Below are 18,394 nucleotides of genomic sequence, written 5' to 3'. Positions count from 1 at the left end.
TGCCTGCAGCCACGGAGTGGCTGTAATGTCGGATCTGGCCCAGGCAAACGTCCACAGCGACCTGGACATCGCCCCGCTGTTGCTGCCCGCCCAAGTGCTGCGCAACGATGCCGAAGCGATCAAAGCCGCTCATGAACTGGCGCAAGTCGCCCGCCAGCAGGCCGCGCGCCGCGATCAGCAGCGCAAGCTGCCATGGTCGGAAATCGAACAGTTCACCCGCAGTGGCCTGGGCAGCATCGCCATCCCCCGGGCATACGGCGGCCCACAGGTATCCTTCGTCACCCTCGCCGAGGTGTTCGCGATCATCTCCGCTGCGGACCCGGCCTTGGGGCAGATTCCACAAAACCAGTTCGGCGTGCTCCAGCTGATTCTCGGCACGGGCACCGAACGGCAAAAACAGATACTGCTGCAAAGCGTGCTCGAAGGCGCGCGCATCGGTAACGCCGGGCCGGAACGTGGCGTTCGCAATACCCTTGAACTCAAGGCACGGATCACCGCCGACGGCGACGACTACGTCATCAATGGCCAGAAGTTCTATTCGACCGGCGCGCTGTTTGCCCATTGGGTGGCGGTCAAGGCGCTGAATGACCAAGGCCGGCAGGTGCTGGCGTTCGTACGGCGCGGCACACCGGGCCTGCGCATCGTCGACGACTGGTCGGGCTTTGGCCAGCGTACGACCGCCAGCGGCACGGTACTGCTGAACAATGTGCGGGTCGATGCCGAACTCGTCCTGGACAACTGGCGCATCAACGACGTGCCGAACGTCCAGGGCGCGATTTCGCAGCTGATCCAGGCCGCGATCGATGCGGGAATCGCCCGGGGCGCCATCGACGATGCCATCGCCTTCGTTCGCGAGCGGGCCCGGCCCTGGATCGATGCCAAGGTCGAGCGCGCCAGCGACGACCTCTACGTGATCGCCGACATCGGCAAACTGAAGATCGAATTGCACGCGGCCGAAGCACTGCTGCGCAAGGCCGGACGGGTACTGGACCAGGTCACGGCCGCCCCCATCACCGCGCAATCGGCCGCCCACGCCTCGATCGTCGTGGCCGAGGCCAAGGCCTTGACCACCGAGATCGCCCTGCAAGCCAGCGAAAAACTCTTCGAACTGGCCGGCAGCCGCGCCACCCTGGCCGAGTTCAACCTCGACCGCCACTGGCGCAACGCACGCGTCCATACCCTGCACGATCCGGTGCGCTGGAAGTACCACGCCATCGGCGCCTACCGGTTGAACGGCACCCTGCCGGCCCGGCATTCCTGGATCTGACCCGCCGATTTTCTGGAGCAGCACATGACGCTTTCCCAACACGTCGCGGTGATCACCAGCGATGAACAAGCCCTGATCGTGGCCAGCGACCTGGCCGATGACTTCAAGCGCGACAGCGCCCTGCGCGACCGTGAGCGCCGCCTGCCGCACCCGGAGCTGGACGCCTTCTCCCGTTCCGGCCTGTGGGGCATCAGCGTACCGAAGGCCTACGGCGGCGCCGGGGTTTCCAATGTCACCCTGGCCAAGGTCATTGCGCTGATCGCCCAGGCCGACGGCTCTCTCGGACAGATTCCGCAAAACCATTACTACGCCTTGGAAGTGCTGCGGGTAAACGGCAGCGAGGCGCAGAAACAACGGTTGTACGCCGAGGTGCTGGCCGGCCAGCGCTTTGGCAACGCGCTGGCCGAGTTGGGCACCAAGACCGCCCACGACCGCACCACCCAACTGCGCCGTGACGGCGCGGGGTATCGCATCAACGGCCGCAAGTTCTACGCCACCGGGGCTCTCTACGCCCAGCGCATTCCCACCTCGGTGGTGGATGAAAACGGTGTGCAGCAACTGGCGTTCGTGCCTCGCGACAGCAAGGGTCTGACGGTGATCGACGACTGGAGCGGCTTCGGCCAGCGCACCACCGGCAGCGGCTCGGTGGTGTTCGAAGACGTTTACGTCGGCGCCGAAGACATCGTACCGTTCCAGAGCGCCTTCGAGCGCCCGACCCCGGTGGGGCCGCTGGCGCAGATTCTCCACGCCGCCATCGACACCGGCATTGCTCGCGCGGCCTATGAAGACGCCCTGCAGTTCGTCCGCAGCAAGACCCGGCCCTGGATCGACGCCACCAGCGACGTCGCCACCGAAGACCCGCTCACCCTCAAGCGCTTCGGCCAATTGAGCGTGCGCCTGCACGCCGCCGAAGCCCTGCTGGAGCGGGCCGGCGAGTTTCTCGACCAGGCCCAGGCCGCCCCTGACGCCGACACCGTCGCCGCTGCCTCGATCGCCGTGGCCGAAGCGCGCGCCATCAGCACCGATATTTCCCTGGCCACCGGCAGCACCCTGTTCGAACTGGCCGGCAGCCAGGCGACACTCGCCGAACACGGCCTCGATCGTCACTGGCGCAATGCCCGCGTGCATACCCTGCACGACCCGGTGCGCTGGAAGTACCACGCGGTGGGCAACTTCTATCTCAACGACGAGAAGCCGCCATTGCGGGGGACGATCTGATGGCGGCCGGCAAGAAAAAGATCCTGCTCAATGCGTTCAACATGAACTGCATCGGGCACATCAACCATGGCCTGTGGACCCATCCCCAAGACACCTCGACCCAGTACAACACCCTGGAATACTGGACCGACCTGGCGCGGTTGCTTGAGCGCGGGCTCTTCGACGGGTTGTTCATCGCCGATATCGTCGGCGTCTATGACGTCTACCAGCAGTCGGTGGACGTCACGCTGAAAGAGTCGATCCAGTTGCCGGTCAACGACCCGCTGCTGCTGGTCTCGGCGATGGCCGCCGTCACCCGGCACCTGGGCTTCGGCCTCACCGCGAACCTGACCTACGAACCACCGTACCTGTTCGCCCGGCGCATGAGCACCCTCGACCACCTGAGTCGCGGCCGGGTGGGTTGGAACATCGTCACCGGCTACCTGGACAGCGCCGCCAAGGCCATGGGCTTGAGCGCGCAGGTCGAACATGACCGGCGCTACGACCAGGCCGACGAATACCTGCAAGTGCTCTACAAACTGTGGGAGGGCAGTTGGGAAGACGATGCAGTGCTCAACGACCGCGAGCAGCGGATCTACGCGCAACCGGAGAAGGTGCACAAGGTCCGGCACCACGGCGAGTTCTACCAGGTCGAGGGTTATCACCTCTGCGAACCGTCGCCCCAGCGCACACCGGTGCTGTTCCAGGCCGGCAGTTCGGAGCGTGGCCTACAGTTTGCCGGGCGGCATGCCGAATGCGTGTTCATCAGCGGCCAGAACAAACCGGCGACCAAGCGCCAGGTGGACAAGGTCCGCGCCAGCGCTGTCGAGGCCGGACGCAACCCAGGCGACATCAAGGTGTTCATGGGCCTGAACGTGATCGTCGGCGAAACCGAAGCCGCCGCCTGGGCCAAGCATGCCGAGTATCTGAGCTACGCCAGCGCCGAGGCCGGGGTGGCGCACTTTTCCGCGTCCACAGGGATCGATTTTTCCGAGTACGACTTGGACGAGCCGATCCAGTACGTGAAAAGCAACGCCATCCAGTCTGCGACCAAGACCCTGCAGAACAACGACTGGACGCGCCGCAAATTGCTCGAACAGCACGCTTTGGGCGGGCGCTACATCACCGTGGTCGGCTCGCCCGAGCAGGTGGCCGACGAGTTGGAGTCGTGGATCGCCGAAACCGGCCTCGATGGCTTCAACCTGACCCGCATCGTGACACCCCAGAGCTACGCGGACTTCATCGACCTGGTGATCCCCGAACTGCAGAAGCGCGGTGCGTACAAGACCGAATACGACCAGGGCACCCTGCGCGAAAAGCTGTTTCGCGCAGCGGCTCATTTACCCGAACAACACACTGGTTCGACCTACCGATACTGACCCCTGTGGCGAGGGGATTTATCCCCGTTGGGCCGCGCAGCGGTCCTTGAATCTGACGCCGCGGTACACCCGGGCTGATGGAGTTGACTGCTTTGGGGCTGCTACGCAGCCCAGCGGGGATAAATCCCCTCGCCACAAAAACACGCACCCGACCATGAATGACTGGAAGAACTTTATGACCAAATACTCCCTTTCCTCGCCAGTCAAAGCCCTGGCCCTGACCCTCGGCTTGTTCAGCTCGGCCCTGTTCGCCGCCGATGCTCCCTTGAAGATCGGCACCACGGCCGCCTTCGCCATACCCCTGGAAGCCGCCGTCGAAGAGGCTGGCAAGCAAGGCCTGAAGGTCGAGCTGGTGGAGTTCAGCGACTGGATCGCACCGAACGTCAGCCTGGCCTCCGGTGACATCGACGTGAACTACTTCCAGCACATCCCGTTCCTGGAAAACGCCAAGGCCGCCGCCGGGTTTGACCTGGTGCCCTTTGCACCGGGAATTATCAACAACGTCGGCCTCTACTCGAAAAAGTACAAAAGCTTCGATGAGTTGCCCGAAGGGGCGAGCGTCGCCATCGCCAACGACCCGATCAACAGCGGTCGCGGCCTGCAACTGCTGGCCAAGGCCGGGCTGATCAGCCTCAAGCCAGGGGTGGGCTACAAGGCCACCGAAGACGACATCGTGGCCAACCCGAAGAAACTGAAGATCCTCCAGGTCGAGGCCGTGCAACTGGTGCGCGCCTACGATGACGCCGACCTGGTGCAGGGCTACCCCGCCTACATCCGCCTGGCCAAGACCTTCGACGCCGGCTCGGCCCTGCTGTTCGACGGCCTGGACCACAAGGAATACGTGATTCAGTTCGTGATCCAGCCCAAGAGCCAGCATGACCCACGGCTGATCAAGTTCGTCGACATCTACCAGCATTCGCCCGTCGTCCGTGCCGCCCTCGACAAGGCCCACGGCAAGCTCTACCAGGCCGGTTGGGAAGGTTGATCATGAACGCCGTCAACGCCAGGCTCCGACAGGAAGCCGCCGCGCCCCAGGGCGCCGACCCGACTGAACTGCACCCGGACCTGAACCGCGCGCACGTGCGCTTCATCGGCCTGGGCAAGACCTACACTGGCGCCCAAGGCCCGGTGGCCGCCCTGCAAGGCATCGACCTGGCGATTCAGCGCGGCGAGGTGTTCGGCATCATCGGCCGCAGTGGCGCGGGCAAGTCGTCGCTGATCCGCACCATCAATCGCCTTGAGCAGCCCACCAGCGGGCGAGTGCTGATCGACCGGGTGGACATCGGCCAATTCGATGAAGACCAGTTGGTGCAGCTGCGCCGACGGATCGGCATGATCTTCCAGCACTTCAATCTGATGTCGGCCAAGACTGTGTGGCAGAACGTCGAACTGCCGCTGAAAGTGGCCGGCGTGCCCAAGGCGCAGCGCGAGCAAAAGGTTCGTGAGCTGCTTGAGCTGGTCGGCCTGCAAGGCAAGCACCAGGCCTATCCGGCGCAGCTCTCGGGCGGGCAAAAGCAACGCGTCGGGATCGCCCGGGCCCTGGTCCATGATCCCCAGATACTGCTGTGCGACGAAGCCACCTCGGCCCTGGACCCGGAGACGACCCAGTCGATCCTCGGGCTGCTACGCGAGATCAACCAGCGCCTGGGCCTGACCATCGTCCTGATCACCCACGAAATGGCAGTGATTCGCGAAGTCTGCGACCGGGTAGTGGTGCTCGAACAAGGACGGATCGTCGAGCAGGGACCGGTCTGGGAAGTGTTCGGCAACCCGCAACACGCGGTCAGCCGAACCCTGCTCGCGCCGTTGCAGCACGCGTTGCCCGACGAACTGAAGAGCCGTTTGCAGGCGCAACCGGCCTCAGCCGAGGCCGCCACTGTGTTGCGCTTGCAGTTCACCGGCACGGGGCAGGACGAACCCGACCTGGCGGCCCTGTTCAGCGCCCTCGGCGGACGGGTGCGGCTGCTCCATGGCGGCATCGAACGGATCCAGGGCCACGGGCTGGGGCAATTATTGTTGGCGGTAAGCGGCTCGTCGTGGGGCGCCGAGGAACTGCGGCAACGGGCGGGCGATTGGGCACAACAGGTGGAGGTGCTGGGCTATGTGGTTTGATCGGTTATTGCAGGGCTTTATCGACACCTTCCTGATGGTCGGGGTGTCGTCGTTGATCGCATTGCTGGCGGGCATACCGCTGGCGGTGATCCTGGTGACCAGCGGCAAGGGTGGCATCTTTGAGGCGCCCGTCTTGAACAAGGCCCTGGGCGCGTTCGTGAACCTGTTCCGCTCGATCCCGTTCCTGATCCTGATGGTGGCGCTGATCCCGTTCACCCGGCTGATCGTCGGCACCACGTACGGTGTCTGGGCGGCGGTGGTGCCGTTGACCATCGCCGCCACGCCGTTCTTCGCCCGCATCGCCGAGGTCAGCCTGCGGGAGGTCGACCATGGGTTGATCGAGGCGGCCCAGGCCATGGGTTGCCGGCGCTGGCACATTGTCTGGCACGTGCTGCTGCCCGAAGCGCTGCCGGGCATCGTCGGCGGTTTCACCATCACCCTGGTGACCATGATCAACTCCTCGGCGATGGCCGGGGCCATCGGTGCCGGTGGCCTGGGCGACATCGCCTACCGTTACGGCTACCAGCGTTTCGACAGCCAGATCATGCTCACGGTGATCGTTCTGCTGGTGGCGCTGGTGGCGGTGATTCAGCTCGGCGGGGACCGCCTGGCGCGGGGGCTGAACAAACGCTGACAGGCCGGCCCTTGTGGCAGTGCTGTTCACTTGAGGTTTATCACGTGTCGTCCTTAAGTGAACGGCCAGGCTGGGGATGTGCGCTATAGTCCGCCCACGCTCCCTACCAAGCCCACGACCATGAAACACTCCCCCGAAGACTTGCAAGCCATCACCGCCACCACCCTGGGCAACTACAACGCCGTCGCCGAAGACTTTCGCGAAGGCACCCGCGACCATGATGTGAGCCAGAACATCGACGCATTGCTGCGCCATATCCGGACCAGCGCACCGCTGCACATCCTGGACCTGGGTTGCGGCCCGGGCCGGGACTTGCGCGCGTTCACCGCCTTGGGCCACGTCGCGATCGGCCTGGACGGCTCAGCCGAGTTCGTCCGCATGGCACGCCAGGACAGCGGCTGCGAGGTGTGGCAACAGGACTTCCTGGAACTCGACCTGCCGGCGCAACGCTTCGACGGGATCTTCGCCAACGCCGTGCTGTTTCACGTTCCGCGACAGGAGTTGCCGCGGGTGCTCAGGCAACTGCACGCCACCCTCAAGGCTGACGGCGTGTTGTTCAGCTCCAACCCCGGGGCGAGAATCAGGAGGGCTGGAACGGCCAGCGTTTCGGCGCCTACCACGACCTGGCGGCCTGGCGCGCGTTGCTCACCGACGCCGGCTTCGTGGAGCTGGAGCATTACTACCGACCGGCGGGACGGCCGCGCGAGCAGCAGCCGTGGTTGGCGAGTGTCTGGCGCAAGATTTGAAGCCCAGCAATCCTCACCACAAAAGCTGCGCTCACCCCGCTATTGCTGCTTGCCCAACCACTTCTGGGACAACTGCTCCAGCCGCCCGTCATCCTTGATCCGCGTCAGGGCGTTGTCCAGGCTGGCCTTGAACGCCGGGTTGCCTTTCTGGAAGGGGATCACCAGGTGCGGCGCCGGGCCGCTCTTTTCTTCCGGCTGGAAAGACTGCGCCATCATCAGCGGGCGCTGGGTTTCATCCTTTTTCGCCAACAATTGCGCATCCGGTTGACTGTAAGCGGCACTGGTGTCGAAACGTTCGGCCAGTTCCGGGGTCATTGCTATGTGGTTGATGGCAACGTCGTACTTGCCGCTCTCCACACCGGTCAGCAGGTCCGCAGCATCGGTGACCACGAAGTCGGCGCGTACATCGAGTTCACTGGCGAGCATCTGGCCCAGCTCCACTTCGAACCCGGTGAGCTTGCCGTCTTCCTTGAAGTTGAACGGCGCGGTATTGGCCTCCAGGGCGATGCGCAGCTCACCACGGTCGTTGATGTCATCGATCAATTCGGCATGGGCCAAAGGGCTCAAAAGGGGTAGCAGGCAGATCAGGCCAGGCAGGAAACGCATGGTCACTCCTTGGTATCGATACAAGCGACGCTCGTTTCAGGCTCGCTTTGCTATGGTTGTTGCAGGCTTCGACAACGATTGGTCATGAAGTTGTCATGACCGGGCGGATTTCATGAAAAAACTGGAGAAAAAAATGAAAAGCGTTATGTCTCGTGCCGCGTTGGCCGGCCTGTTGCTCGGCACTTCGATGCTGGCAACCGCCGCAACCCCTGCACCCAAGGGCGCAGAAGCATTCATCGTTTCCCCGGCCGACGGAGCCACTGTCGCCCAGGAATTCAAGGTCCAGTTCGGCGTCAAGGGTATCGCCCTGGCCCCGGCGGGTGACGTGACCAAGAATACCGGACATCACCATCTGCTGATCGATGTCGACCAATTGCCTGCCGCGGGCGCACCGATCCCGACCGACGCCAACCACATGCACTTCGGCAAGGCGCAGACCGAGGCCACCATCAAGCTGGCCCCGGGCAAGCACACCTTGCAGCTGGAACTGGGCGACAGTGGCCACATGCCGTTTGATCCGCCGATTGTCTCCAAGAAAATCACGGTAAACGTGAAATAACACCGCCTGGGGTGACGGAACATAGGCCCTTGTGGGAGCAAGCCCGCCCCCACAGGTGCAGCATCATATCAGGCACAAAAAACGGGAGCCTTTTCGGGCTCCCGTTTTTCATTGCCAGCCAGCCTCGCGGCTTAGAACAGCACGCGGGACCGAATGGTGCCCTTGATGTGCTGCAGCTTCTCTTGCGCCAGGTCCGAGTATTCGGCATCGACGTCGATCACGACGTAGCCGACCTTCTCGTTGGTCTGCAGGAACTGACCGGAAATGTTGATGCCGTTTTCGGCGAAGACCTTGTTGATCTCGCTCATCACACCCGGGATGTTCTCGTGGATGTGCAGCAGGCGGTGCTTGCCAGGGTGAGCCGGCAGGGCCACTTCCGGGAAATTCACGGACGATACCGAAGTACCGTTGTCGCTGTACTTGACCAGTTTTTCCGCCACTTCCAGGCCGATGTTGGCTTGGGCTTCAGCGGTGGAGCCACCGATGTGCGGGGTCAGGATCACGTTGTCCAGGCCACGCAGCGGGCTTTCGAAGATGTCGTCGTTGGAGCGCGGCTCCACCGGGAACACGTCAATGGCGGCGCCGATCAGGTGCTTGTCCTTGATCGCTTCGGCCAGGGCTTCGAGCCTGACCACGGTGCCACGGGCGGCGTTGATCAGGATCCCGCCCTTCTTGATGGCGCGGATTTCCTTCTCGCCGATCATCCACTGGGTGGCAGCGGTTTCCGGCACGTGCAGGGTCACGATATCGGACATGCCCAGCAGCTCGTGCAGGTCATTGACCTGGGTGGCGTTGCCCAGCGGCAGCTTGGTCACGGTGTCGTAGAAGTAGACCTGCATGCCCAGGCCCTCGGCCAGGACCGACAGTTGGGTGCCGATCGAGCCGTAGCCGACGATCCCCAGCTTCTTGCCGCGGATTTCAAAGGAGTTGGCCGCACTCTTGATCCAGCCGCCACGGTGGCAGGATGCGTTCTTCTCGGGGATACCGCGCAACAGCAGGATCGCTTCGGCCAGCACCAGTTCGGCAACGGAACGGGTGTTGGAGTACGGTGCGTTGAACACCGCGATGCCGCGCTCGCGCGCCGCGTCGAGGTCGACCTGGTTGGTGCCGATGCAGAAGCAGCCGACCGCGACCAGTTTCTTGGCGTGGTCGAAGATCTCTTCGGTCAATTGGGTACGGGAGCGAATGCCGATGAAGTGAGCATCGGCGATCTTTTCCTTGAGCTGGGCTTCCGGCAGAGAACTGGTGATGTACTCAATGCTGGTGTAGCCCGCCGACTTGAGGACGTCGACAGCCGATTGGTGGACGCCTTCGAGAAGAAGGAACTTGATCTTGCTCTTATCGAGAGAAGTCTTGCTCATCTGCGTAACCTGTGTCCCGGAGAAAAATGGCAGGGAAATGGGCAACGTCAGGCTGCCCACACGGCGTAGTCGCCGGCCCGCAGCGTGGCCTGTTAGAACGCCTCTGCGGGGGGCGTATGCTAGCATATGCGACCTTCAAACACTCATTCTGCGACGTGAACCGTCTTCAGGGTGACCATGAATTGTTCGAGAGTTCTGTCGATGACTACTGCTGACCTGATCGCTGAGTTGAAGACCCTGGTCGAGCCGGGCAAGGTCCTGACCGATGCCGACTCCCTGGACGCTTACGGCAAGGACTGGACCCGTCATTTTGCCCCCGCGCCAAGCGCCATCGTCTTTCCCAAGAGCATTGAGCAGGTGCAGGCCATCGTGCGCTGGGCCAATACCCGCAAGGTCGCGCTGGTGCCGTCGGGCGGACGCACCGGGCTTTCCGCCGCCGCCGTGGCCGCCCATGGCGAAGTGGTGGTGTCGTTCGACTACATGAACCAGATCCTCGACGTGAACCTCACCGACCGCACCGCCGTGTGCCAGCCGGGCGTGATCACCGAACAATTGCAGAACAAGGCCGAGGAACACGGGCTGTACTACCCGGTGGACTTCGCATCGGCCGGTTCCAGCCAGATTGGTGGCAACATCGGCACCAATGCCGGCGGGATCAAGGTCATTCGCTACGGCATGACCCGCAACTGGGTGGCGGGCATGAAGGTCGTCACCGGCAAGGGCGACCTGCTGGAGCTGAACAAGGACCTGATCAAGAACGCCACCGGCTACGATTTGCGCCAGTTGTTCATCGGCGCCGAAGGCACGCTCGGCTTCGTGGTCGAGGCCACGATGCGCTTGGACCGGGCGCCGAAAAACCTCACGGCGATGGTGCTCGGCACGCCGGACTTCGCCTCGATCATGCCCGTGCTGCATGCGTTCCAGGGCAAGCTCGACCTGACCGCGTTCGAATTCTTCTCCGACAAGGCCCTGGCCAAGATCCTCGGGCGCGGTGACGTACCGGCGCCATTCGAGACCGATTGTCCGTTCTATGCCCTGCTGGAATTCGAAGCCACCACCGAAGACGTGGCCAACCAGGCGCTGGAAACCTTCGAGCACTGCGTGGAACAGGGCTGGGTGCTGGACGGCGTGATGAGCCAGAGTCAAACCCAGTTGCAGAACCTGTGGAAACTGCGCGAGTACATTTCCGAAACCATCTCCCACTGGACGCCGTACAAGAACGACATTTCGGTGACGGTCTCCAAAGTCCCGGACTTCCTCAGGGAAATAGACGCGATCGTCGGCAAACACTATCCCGACTTCGAAGTCGTCTGGTACGGCCACATCGGCGATGGCAACCTGCACCTGAACATTCTCAAGCCGCAAAACCTGAGCAAGGACGAGTTCTTCGCCAAGTGCGCCACGGTGAACAAATGGGTGTTCGAGATCGTCGAGAAGTACAACGGCTCGATATCGGCCGAACATGGCGTGGGCATGACCAAGCGCGACTACCTGGCCTATAGTCGTTCGCCAGTGGAAATCGAATACATGAAGGCCGTGAAGGCGGTCTTCGACCCGAACGGCATCATGAACCCGGGCAAGATCTTCGCGGTTTGAACCCTTTAATCACCCCAATCCCAGAACAGGAGTCGGTAATGAGCTATCAGCACCAGTATGTCGACGGTACACGCATCCACTTCCCGGTGGGCAAAGTGGTGTGCATTGGCCGCAACTACGCCGAACATGCCAAGGAACTGGACAACCCGGTGCCCACCGAACCGCTGTTGTTCATCAAGCCGGGCAGTTGCGTGGTGCCGCTGGAGGGCGGGTTCAGCATTCCGGCCGAGCGCGGCTCGGTGCACTACGAGGCGGAGATCGCCGTGCTGATCGGCAAGCCGCTGTCGACCCGGCCCAGCGCCGAGGAAATCCTGGACGCCATCTCCGGCTTCGCCCCGGCCCTGGACCTGACCCTTCGGGACAAGCAGGCCGAGCTCAAGGCCAAGGGCCTGCCATGGGAAGTGGCCAAGTCGTTCGACGGCGCGGCCGTCATCGCCCCGTTCGTGCCAGGCAGCACGTTTACCGACCTGGCCGACATCCCGGTGCGCCTGACCATCAACGGTGAGGTGCGCCAGGACGGCAACAGCCGCCTGATGCTCAACCCCATCGTGCCGATGATCCAGTACATGGCCGGCTGCTTCTCGCTGCAGGCCGGCGACGTCATCCTCACTGGCACCCCGGCCGGCGTCGGGCCGCTGAATGCCGGCGATGAACTGGTCCTGGAATTGCCGGGCGCGAGCCGCTTCGAAAGCTGCGTTCGCTAAAAGCTGCCATCATCCTCTGTAGGAGCGAGCAAGCTCGCTCCTACAGAGGATTTGGGAGCAGTCCATCCCGTGATTTATCGTTTTTTTCACATGCCATCCGGATAATTCCGGCGAATGCGGCATCTGAGCCAGCCATTCCCTTAGCCGAATTTCCTGGAACGCATTCTCCCCATGGCCAAACCCCACGCGCTGTCCCCTGCCAAGTCCGCCCGCCGCTCTCGCTTTGCCCTGCCCTGGTATGCCTGGTCACTGCTGGCCGTGGCCGCCGCTTATGGCCTGGCGTTCGCGATGCACTGGGACGACCGCGGTCTGCTCTGGCTATCGGAACGCTTCCAAAGCCCGGCCCAGCGCCAGGAGAGTGTCTGGCTGCCGGACTACCATGCCGTGATCGACGCCAAGCCGCTACCGGGCATGGAGAAGGACGAAGCCTCCGATGTGACCTACAACCCGCAGACCAAAACCTTGTTCGCCGTCATGGGCAAAAACCCGTTCCTGGTGGAGCTGACCCTGCAGGGCGAGGTCCTGCGCAAGATGCCGCTGGTGGGCTGGAGCAATCCGGAGGGCGTGACCTACATGGAAAACGGCCTGCTGGCGATTACCGATGAACGCGATCACAGCCTGTCGATCATCCAGGTGGATGCCAACACCCGCGAGCTGAACAGCGCCGCCTTCCCTCGTTATGACCTTGGCGCATCGAAAAACCAGAACAAGGGTTTCGAAGGCATCGTCTGGGATCCGCGCAACCAGCAGCTGGTGCTGGGTGAAGAACGCCCGCCGGCGCTGTACACCTGGAAAAGCGACGGCAGCCAGCTGCTCAAGGGCGACAAGCAGATCCATGTCAGCAATGAGCTGGACCTGCGCAACCTCTCGGCGCTGGCCGTCGACCCTCGCACCGGTCACATGCTGGTGCTTTCGGCCGACTCCCACTTGCTGCTGGAGCTGGACGAAAAAGGCGAGCAGGTCAGCTTCATGACCCTGCTGGGCGGCTTCAACGGCCTGAAGGACACGATACCGCGTGCCGAGGGCGTTACCGTCGACGAGGCCGGCAACCTGTACATGGTCAGCGAACCGAATCTGTTCTATCGTTTCGAAAAACAACGCTGACCTTGTAGGATTATTCCTCCTTCGCTGTAGGGTGTGGCACACGGCCATTAAGCTTCAGTTCAGGTAGTCGTGATATTTCAGCCACCTGTTCTTATCCGAGCCCACCCCCAACATGCGTCGACTCGCCCGTCCCAAACCTCTGATCCTGATGTTGCTGGCCATCGCCCTGATCGCTTCGATCACAATGGGACAGCGCCTGCGCCTGTTCGAGCGCGCCTGGTTCAACGTCAACAGCTTCTGGAATCCCGCCCACGAGCAGGCCATTGCGCTGGACCAGTACCGGGTCACGGTCGAAGCGCAGGCGATCGACGGCCTGGCCGACGATGTCTCGGCGCTGACCTTCGATCCTATACGCAAGAGCCTGTTCACCGTCACCAACCAGAATCCGGAGCTGGTCGAGCTGTCACTCGAAGGCAGGATCCTGCGGCGCATCGCCCTGGTGGGCTTCGGCGACCCGGAAGCGGTGGAATTCATCAGCGAAGACACTTACGTCATCACCGACGAGCGCCAGCAGCGACTGATCAAGATCCATCTGGACCAGGACACCCGGTTCCTCGACGCCGCCGACGCCGAGCAGATGACGCTTGGCGTGCACATGAGCAGCAACAAGGGGTTCGAAGGGCTCGCCTACGACTCGGTAGGCAAACGGCTATTCGTGGCCAAGGAACGCGACCCGATGCTGATTTATGAAGTGCATGGGTTTCCCCATCAGAATCCAGAAAAGTCCTACGCGGTCCATGTCATCAACAACCCCAAGCGTGATGCCGGGCTGTTCGTGCGCGACCTTTCGAGCCTGCAATACGATGAACGCAGCGGCCATCTGCTGGCGTTGTCCGAGGAATCGCGGTTGATCATCGAACTGGACATCAATGGCCGGCCGCTGAGCACGCTGTCCTTGAGCAAGGGCAGCCAGGGCTTGCAGCAGACCGTCCCCCAGGCCGAAGGCCTCGCCATGGACGACGACGGCACCCTTTACCTGGTGAGTGAGCCGAATCTGTTCTACGTGTTCAAGAAGCCGCAGCCCGATTGATAAGAATCAAAAATCCTGTGGCGAGGGGATTTATCCCCGCTGGGCTGCGTAGCAGCCCCCAAAAGCAACGAACTCAATCTATCTGGCACACCGATCAACTCAGGTTTTAGGGCTGCTTCGCAGCCCAACGGGGATAAATCCCCTCGCCACAAGAGTGCCAGTCACCACATCGGATCAAGCCTTGAGGGTCTTCACCCCTTCAGCCGTCCCGAGCAACAGCACGTCCGCCGGACGCGCCGCGAACAGACCGTTGGTGACCACGCCGACGATGGCGTTGATCTGGCGTTCCAGTTCCACCGGATGGGTGATCTGCAGGTTGTGCACGTCCAGGATGATGTTGCCGTTGTCGGTCAGCACGCCTTCGCGGTACACCGGGTCGCCGCCCAGCTTGACCAACTGGCGGGCGACGTGGCTGCGAGCCATCGGGATGACTTCCACCGGCAGCGGGAAAGCGCCGAGCACCGGCACCAGTTTGCTGGCATCGGCGATGCAGATGAATGTCTTGGCCACGGCGGCGACGATTTTCTCGCGCGTCAGGGCCGCGCCGCCGCCCTTGATCAGGTTCAGGTGCGCATCACTTTCGTCGGCGCCGTCGATGTAGAACTCCAGGTCGCTCACGGTGTTGAGCTCGTAGACCGGAATCCCATGCCCCTTGAGCCGCGCAGCGGTGGCTTCGGAACTGGCAACCGCGCCGTCGAAGGCGCCCTTGTGTTTTGCCAACGCGTCGATGAAACAATTGGCCGTGGAGCCGGTGCCGACCCCGACGATGCTCTTGTCATTCAGTTTCGCAAGGATGAGGTCGACGGCGGCCTGGGCCACGGCCTGTTTGAGTTGATCCTGGGTCATGCGGGCTCCGAAGGTGCCGAGAGTGAACGAAAGGCCGGCATTATAGGCGTAGAAACCGTGGCGAGGGAGCTTGCTCCCGCTCGATGGCGCAGCCGTCGCAGAATCTTGGGCCTGCTTCGCAGTCCAGCGGGAGCAAGCTCCCTCGCCACAGCAAGCGCCCTCGCCACAGGGGGCCTTGTACCTTGAAACCCTTTAATTCGTATGGTCGCCCGGCCAAAAGCCGGGTTAGACTCCTTGGCCCTGCCCAACCCGCCCAGTGATGCTTTCCGATGCTTGAACAGTACGTCAAAAAGATCCTCACCTCGCGCGTTTACGACGTTGCCGTAGAAACCCCACTGCAGACCGCTCGCCAGCTGTCCGAACGGCTGGGCAACGACATCTGGCTCAAGCGCGAAGACTTGCAGCCGGTGTTCTCGTTCAAGATTCGCGGGGCCTACAACAAGCTGACCCAACTCAGCGACGAAGAACGCGCCCGCGGCGTGGTCACGGCGTCGGCAGGCAACCACGCCCAGGGCCTCGCCCTGGCGGCCAAGGTGCTGGGCGTGAAGGCCACCATCGTGATGCCCAAGACCACCCCGGAAATCAAGGTCGAGGGCGTGCGCTCGCGTGGCGGCAAGGTGGTGCTGCACGGCGACTCGTTCCCTGAAGCCCTGGCCTACTCGCTGAAACTGGTCGACGAAAAGGGCTACGTCTACATCCACCCGTATGACGATCCCCATACCATTGCCGGGCAGGGCACGGTGGCGATGGAAATCCTGCGCCAGCACCCGGGCGCCTGGATGCGATATTTGTCCCGGTGGGCGGTGGCGGGCTGATCGCCGGGATCGCGGCCTACGTGAAATACCTGCGGCCGGACATCAAGGTCATCGGCGTCGAGCCGGACGACTCCAATTGCCTGCAAGCGGCCCTGGCGGCGGGCGAGCGCGTGGTGTTGCCGACGGTGGGCCTGTTTGCCGACGGCGTCGCCGTGGCGCAGATCGGCCAGCACACCTTCGATATCTGCAAGCACTACGTGGATGAGGTGATCACCGTCAGCACCGACGAGATCTGCGCCGCGATCAAGGATATCTACGACGATACCCGCTCGATCACCGAACCTGCCGGCGCCTTGGGCGTGGCCGGGATCAAGAAGTACGTCGAAACGCGCGCCATCAGCGGCCAGACCCTCGTAGCCATCGACTCCGGCGCTAACGTCAACTTCGACCGCTTGCGCCACGTGGCCGAGCGCGCCGAACTGGGCGAAGGCCGCGAAGCGATCATCGCGGTGACCATCCCTGAGAAACCGGGCAGCTTCAAGGCCTTCTGCGAAGCCATCGGCAAGCGCCAGATCACCGAATTCAACTACCGCTACAACACCGGCAGCGAAGCCCACATCTTCGTTGGCGTGCAGACCCACCCGGAGAACGACCCGCGCACGGCGCTGATCGCCAGCCTGACCGCGCAAGGCTTCCCGGTGCTGGACCTGACCGACAACGAACTGGCCAAGTTGCACATCCGCCACATGGTGGGTGGCCACGCGGCCCATGTCATCGACGAAGTGGTGCTGCGCTTCGAGTTCCCGGAGCGCCCGGGCGCGCTGTTCAACTTCCTCAACAAGCTGGGCGGGCGCTGGAATATCTCGATGTTCCACTACCGCAACCACGGCGCGGCGGACGGCCGGGTGGTCGCGGGGCTACAGGTGCCACACGATGAACGCCATCTGGTGCCGGCGGCGCTGGAGGAAATCGGTTACCCGTACTGGGATGAAAGCGATAACCCGGCGTATCAACTGTTTCTGGGGTGAATCCCGCGGTTTGGACTGGGGACTGGGTGGACCTGTGGCGAGGGAGCTTGCTCCCGCTTGAATGCGAAGCGCTCACTGCTTTTTTGGGGCCGCTTCGCGACCCAGCGGGAGCAAGCTCCCTCGCCACAGAGGGGTCTAAGCTGTGCTGGACAAGTCATAAGGAAATCGAACCATGGAAACCTTGACCATCCTGAAAGTCGCTCACGTCATTGCCACGGTACTGCTGCTGGCAGGCGTCCTGGGCCTGGCTATCTGGGTCTGGCGGACACGCCGTAACGGCGATGCCACGGCTGCGGCGCGCACGCTGCAACGCCCTCGGCTGTTTGTCTGGCTGGTGATGGGCCTGTCCCTGGCGAGCCTGCCGTTTACCGGCTGGTGGATGGTGCATCAGGTCGGCTGGCCACTGGGGCAGACCTGGCTGCTGGCTTCCAGCGTGCTCTACACCCTGGCGGCGCTGGCGGGGTTCTGGCTGTTGGTACGGCTGAACAAAGCGCGCAAGGCACCGACGGCGGGCAACGGCAGGTTCACCTTTGCCCTGGCGCTGTTCGGTGTGGTCTGTTTTATCGCCATTGCCGGGTTGATGGGGGCCAAGCCGGTCTAAGCCTTGAGACCGAGCGGCCCCATTCGCGAGCAAGCCCGCTCCCACAGGGTTGTGCACGCCCATGTGGGAGCGGGCTTGCTCGCGAAAGCGGTTTCAGCCGCGTAACGAAATCACCGGCCAGCCCCGCTTCTGCGCCTCGGCCCGCAAGTTCGGGTCCGGGTCCACGGCCACCGGGTGCGTCACCGCCTCCAGCAACGGCAAGTCATTCATCGAGTCGCTGTAGAAATAGCTGTCCTCAAGCGAATGCCCGGTTTCTTCCAGCCAGCGGTTCAGCCGGGTCACCTTGCCTTCGCGAAAGCACGGGATGTCGGTGCTGCGGCCGCTGTAGCGCCCGTCGACCATCTCGCACTCGGTGGCGATCAGGGTCTCGACCCCCAGGCGCTCGGCAATCGGGGCGGTGACGAAACGGTTGGTGGCGGTGATGATCACCAGCTTGTCGCCGGCATCGCGGTGTTTTTTCAACAGGTCGAGGGCCTGGGGCAACACGATCGGCTCGATGCAATCGCGCATGTAGTCCAGATGCCACTGGGCCAGCACGTCCATCTCGGTACGGCCGAGGATTTCCAGGCAAAAATTCAGGTACTCGGCGTTGTCCAGCTTGCCGGCCAGGTAATCCTGGTAGAACGCGTCGTTGCGCGCCTTGTAGGAGACGGCGTCGAGAAAGCCGCGCTCACACAGGTAATCGCCCCACGCGTGGTCGCTGTCGCCGCCCAGCAAGGTGTTGTCCAAGTCGAATAAAGCCAGCCGCATTGCAGTTACTCGCTGAAAAATCTGAAGAAAGGCGTCCAGAATACGGACTTTTCACAAGAGTGCACATAAGGTAGGCCGGCGCGTTGCTGCTTTCACAACCTTTGTGGAACAATGCGGCG

The 18,394-nt window shown here is 62.8% G+C and carries 16 protein-coding genes and 2 pseudogenes; 14 read left to right on the top strand and 4 right to left on the bottom strand.

Translation table 11 applies throughout. The features are described from left to right. Positions 1-25: 25 nt before the first annotated feature. The 7 genes and pseudogenes from KI241_RS01120 to KI241_RS01090 all read left to right on the top strand — a co-directional run bounded on the left by KI241_RS01120 (position 26) and on the right by KI241_RS01090 (position 7,335). On the top strand, positions 26-1,267 hold the full coding sequence (locus KI241_RS01120; protein ID WP_123578511.1) for an SfnB family sulfur acquisition oxidoreductase: 1,242 nt from the start codon (positions 26-28) through the stop codon (positions 1,265-1,267). Positions 1,268-1,291: 24 nt separating this feature from the next. After that, positions 1,292-2,485 (top strand): SfnB family sulfur acquisition oxidoreductase, encoded by a 1,194-nt coding sequence (locus KI241_RS01115; protein WP_047736218.1) that lies wholly within the window; start codon positions 1,292-1,294, stop codon positions 2,483-2,485. Further along, complete coding sequence (locus KI241_RS01110) at positions 2,485-3,843, top strand: LLM class flavin-dependent oxidoreductase (protein WP_212803256.1); 1,359 nt, start codon at positions 2,485-2,487, stop codon at positions 3,841-3,843. Before KI241_RS01115 ends, KI241_RS01110 begins: the two co-directional genes overlap by 1 nt. A gap of 175 nt (positions 3,844-4,018) precedes the next feature. Beyond that, positions 4,019-4,828: a MetQ/NlpA family ABC transporter substrate-binding protein gene (locus KI241_RS01105; RefSeq protein ID WP_042731428.1), complete on the top strand. Its 810-nt coding sequence runs from the start codon at positions 4,019-4,021 to the stop codon at positions 4,826-4,828. Positions 4,829-4,830: 2 nt separating this feature from the next. Beyond that, positions 4,831-5,955 carry an ATP-binding cassette domain-containing protein gene (locus tag KI241_RS01100; protein WP_053148843.1) on the top strand — a complete coding sequence of 375 codons (1,125 nt, stop codon included), beginning with the start codon at positions 4,831-4,833 and terminating at the stop codon, positions 5,953-5,955. Beyond that, positions 5,945-6,589, top strand: a complete 645-nt coding sequence (locus KI241_RS01095; protein ID WP_047736221.1) for a methionine ABC transporter permease — start codon at positions 5,945-5,947, stop codon at positions 6,587-6,589. The genes KI241_RS01100 and KI241_RS01095 overlap by 11 nt, the downstream gene beginning before the upstream one ends. A 120-nt stretch (positions 6,590-6,709) precedes the next feature. After that, positions 6,710-7,335: pseudogene (locus KI241_RS01090) on the top strand (methyltransferase domain-containing protein). 39 nt (positions 7,336-7,374) lie between these two features. On the opposite strand, the gene KI241_RS01085 reads toward KI241_RS01090, so the two are convergent. Further along, positions 7,375-7,941 (bottom strand): transporter substrate-binding domain-containing protein, encoded by a 567-nt coding sequence (locus KI241_RS01085; RefSeq protein ID WP_042731432.1) that lies wholly within the window; start codon positions 7,939-7,941, stop codon positions 7,375-7,377. Positions 7,942-8,074: 133 nt separating this feature from the next. Between KI241_RS01085 and KI241_RS01080 the strand changes: the two genes are divergently transcribed. After that, on the top strand, positions 8,075-8,500 hold the full coding sequence (locus KI241_RS01080) for a DUF4399 domain-containing protein (protein ID WP_042731433.1): 426 nt from the start codon (positions 8,075-8,077) through the stop codon (positions 8,498-8,500). Positions 8,501-8,631: 131 nt separating this feature from the next. Here the strand turns inward: KI241_RS01080 and serA are convergent, their stop codons facing one another. Beyond that, entirely contained in the window at positions 8,632-9,861 is a 1,230-nt protein-coding gene (gene serA, locus KI241_RS01075) for a phosphoglycerate dehydrogenase (protein ID WP_042731434.1), read from the bottom strand. Positions 9,862-10,062: 201 nt separating this feature from the next. Between serA and KI241_RS01070 the strand changes: the two genes are divergently transcribed. The 4 genes from KI241_RS01070 to KI241_RS01055 all read left to right on the top strand — a co-directional run bounded on the left by KI241_RS01070 (position 10,063) and on the right by KI241_RS01055 (position 14,295). Continuing rightward, entirely contained in the window at positions 10,063-11,457 is a 1,395-nt protein-coding gene (locus KI241_RS01070; RefSeq protein ID WP_123578508.1) for an FAD-binding oxidoreductase, read from the top strand. A gap of 38 nt (positions 11,458-11,495) precedes the next feature. Beyond that, positions 11,496-12,161, top strand: coding sequence for a fumarylacetoacetate hydrolase family protein (locus tag KI241_RS01065; RefSeq protein WP_042731436.1), 666 nt, complete (start codon positions 11,496-11,498; stop codon positions 12,159-12,161). Between the two features lie 171 nt (positions 12,162-12,332). Next, positions 12,333-13,265, top strand: a complete 933-nt coding sequence (locus tag KI241_RS01060) for an SdiA-regulated domain-containing protein (RefSeq protein WP_047736225.1) — start codon at positions 12,333-12,335, stop codon at positions 13,263-13,265. Between the two features lie 112 nt (positions 13,266-13,377). Further along, a complete protein-coding gene (locus KI241_RS01055) occupies positions 13,378-14,295 on the top strand; it encodes an SdiA-regulated domain-containing protein (RefSeq protein WP_212803255.1) in 918 nt (305 codons plus the stop codon). Positions 14,296-14,469: 174 nt separating this feature from the next. Here KI241_RS01055 and rpiA read toward each other — a convergent pair whose 3' ends face one another. Next, on the bottom strand, positions 14,470-15,141 hold the full coding sequence (gene rpiA, locus KI241_RS01050) for a ribose-5-phosphate isomerase RpiA (protein WP_212803254.1): 672 nt from the start codon (positions 15,139-15,141) through the stop codon (positions 14,470-14,472). 269 nt (positions 15,142-15,410) lie between these two features. On the opposite strand from rpiA, the pseudogene ilvA reads away from it, so the two are divergent. Both ilvA and KI241_RS01040 read left to right on the top strand, forming a co-directional pair. Continuing rightward, positions 15,411-16,924, top strand: a pseudogene (gene ilvA, locus KI241_RS01045) (threonine ammonia-lyase, biosynthetic). 172 nt (positions 16,925-17,096) lie between these two features. Further along, the gene (locus KI241_RS01040) at positions 17,097-17,525 is read left to right on the top strand and encodes a DUF2269 family protein (protein WP_042732690.1); all 429 of its coding nucleotides are present in this window, start codon (positions 17,097-17,099) and stop codon (positions 17,523-17,525) included. A 93-nt stretch (positions 17,526-17,618) separates the two neighbouring features. Here KI241_RS01040 and KI241_RS01035 read toward each other — a convergent pair whose 3' ends face one another. Beyond that, positions 17,619-18,275: an HAD family hydrolase gene (locus KI241_RS01035; RefSeq protein ID WP_042732691.1), complete on the bottom strand. Its 657-nt coding sequence runs from the start codon at positions 18,273-18,275 to the stop codon at positions 17,619-17,621. Positions 18,276-18,394 lie beyond the last annotated feature (119 nt).

The sequence above is a fragment of the Pseudomonas sp. Cab53 genome, from assembly GCF_018325965.1.
GTDB lineage: Bacteria > Pseudomonadota > Gammaproteobacteria > Pseudomonadales > Pseudomonadaceae > Aquipseudomonas > Aquipseudomonas chlororaphis_E.
Note: the sequence above shows the minus strand (reverse complement) of the source record. Positions and strands in the feature narration are given on the sequence as shown.

What these genes read in the sequence shown, in the direction of transcription:
- KI241_RS01100 (WP_053148843.1), top strand. Translation starts at nt 4,831, where the DNA reads ATGAACGCCGTCAACGCCAGGCTCCGACAGGAAGCCGCCGCGCCCCAG.
- KI241_RS01040 (WP_042732690.1), top strand. Translation starts at nt 17,097, where the DNA reads ATGGAAACCTTGACCATCCTGAAAGTCGCTCACGTCATTGCCACGGTA.
- KI241_RS01060 (WP_047736225.1), top strand. Translation starts at nt 12,333, where the DNA reads ATGGCCAAACCCCACGCGCTGTCCCCTGCCAAGTCCGCCCGCCGCTCT.
- KI241_RS01120 (WP_123578511.1), top strand. Translation starts at nt 26, where the DNA reads ATGTCGGATCTGGCCCAGGCAAACGTCCACAGCGACCTGGACATCGCC.
- KI241_RS01065 (WP_042731436.1), top strand. Translation starts at nt 11,496, where the DNA reads ATGAGCTATCAGCACCAGTATGTCGACGGTACACGCATCCACTTCCCG.
- KI241_RS01070 (WP_123578508.1), top strand. Translation starts at nt 10,063, where the DNA reads ATGACTACTGCTGACCTGATCGCTGAGTTGAAGACCCTGGTCGAGCCG.
- KI241_RS01095 (WP_047736221.1), top strand. Translation starts at nt 5,945, where the DNA reads ATGTGGTTTGATCGGTTATTGCAGGGCTTTATCGACACCTTCCTGATG.
- KI241_RS01105 (WP_042731428.1), top strand. Translation starts at nt 4,019, where the DNA reads ATGACCAAATACTCCCTTTCCTCGCCAGTCAAAGCCCTGGCCCTGACC.
- KI241_RS01085 (WP_042731432.1), bottom strand. Translation starts at nt 7,941, where the DNA reads ATGCGTTTCCTGCCTGGCCTGATCTGCCTGCTACCCCTTTTGAGCCCT.
- rpiA (WP_212803254.1), bottom strand. Translation starts at nt 15,141, where the DNA reads ATGACCCAGGATCAACTCAAACAGGCCGTGGCCCAGGCCGCCGTCGAC.
- KI241_RS01035 (WP_042732691.1), bottom strand. Translation starts at nt 18,275, where the DNA reads ATGCGGCTGGCTTTATTCGACTTGGACAACACCTTGCTGGGCGGCGAC.
- KI241_RS01110 (WP_212803256.1), top strand. Translation starts at nt 2,485, where the DNA reads ATGGCGGCCGGCAAGAAAAAGATCCTGCTCAATGCGTTCAACATGAAC.
- KI241_RS01115 (WP_047736218.1), top strand. Translation starts at nt 1,292, where the DNA reads ATGACGCTTTCCCAACACGTCGCGGTGATCACCAGCGATGAACAAGCC.
- KI241_RS01080 (WP_042731433.1), top strand. Translation starts at nt 8,075, where the DNA reads ATGAAAAGCGTTATGTCTCGTGCCGCGTTGGCCGGCCTGTTGCTCGGC.
- KI241_RS01055 (WP_212803255.1), top strand. Translation starts at nt 13,378, where the DNA reads ATGCGTCGACTCGCCCGTCCCAAACCTCTGATCCTGATGTTGCTGGCC.
- serA (WP_042731434.1), bottom strand. Translation starts at nt 9,861, where the DNA reads ATGAGCAAGACTTCTCTCGATAAGAGCAAGATCAAGTTCCTTCTTCTC.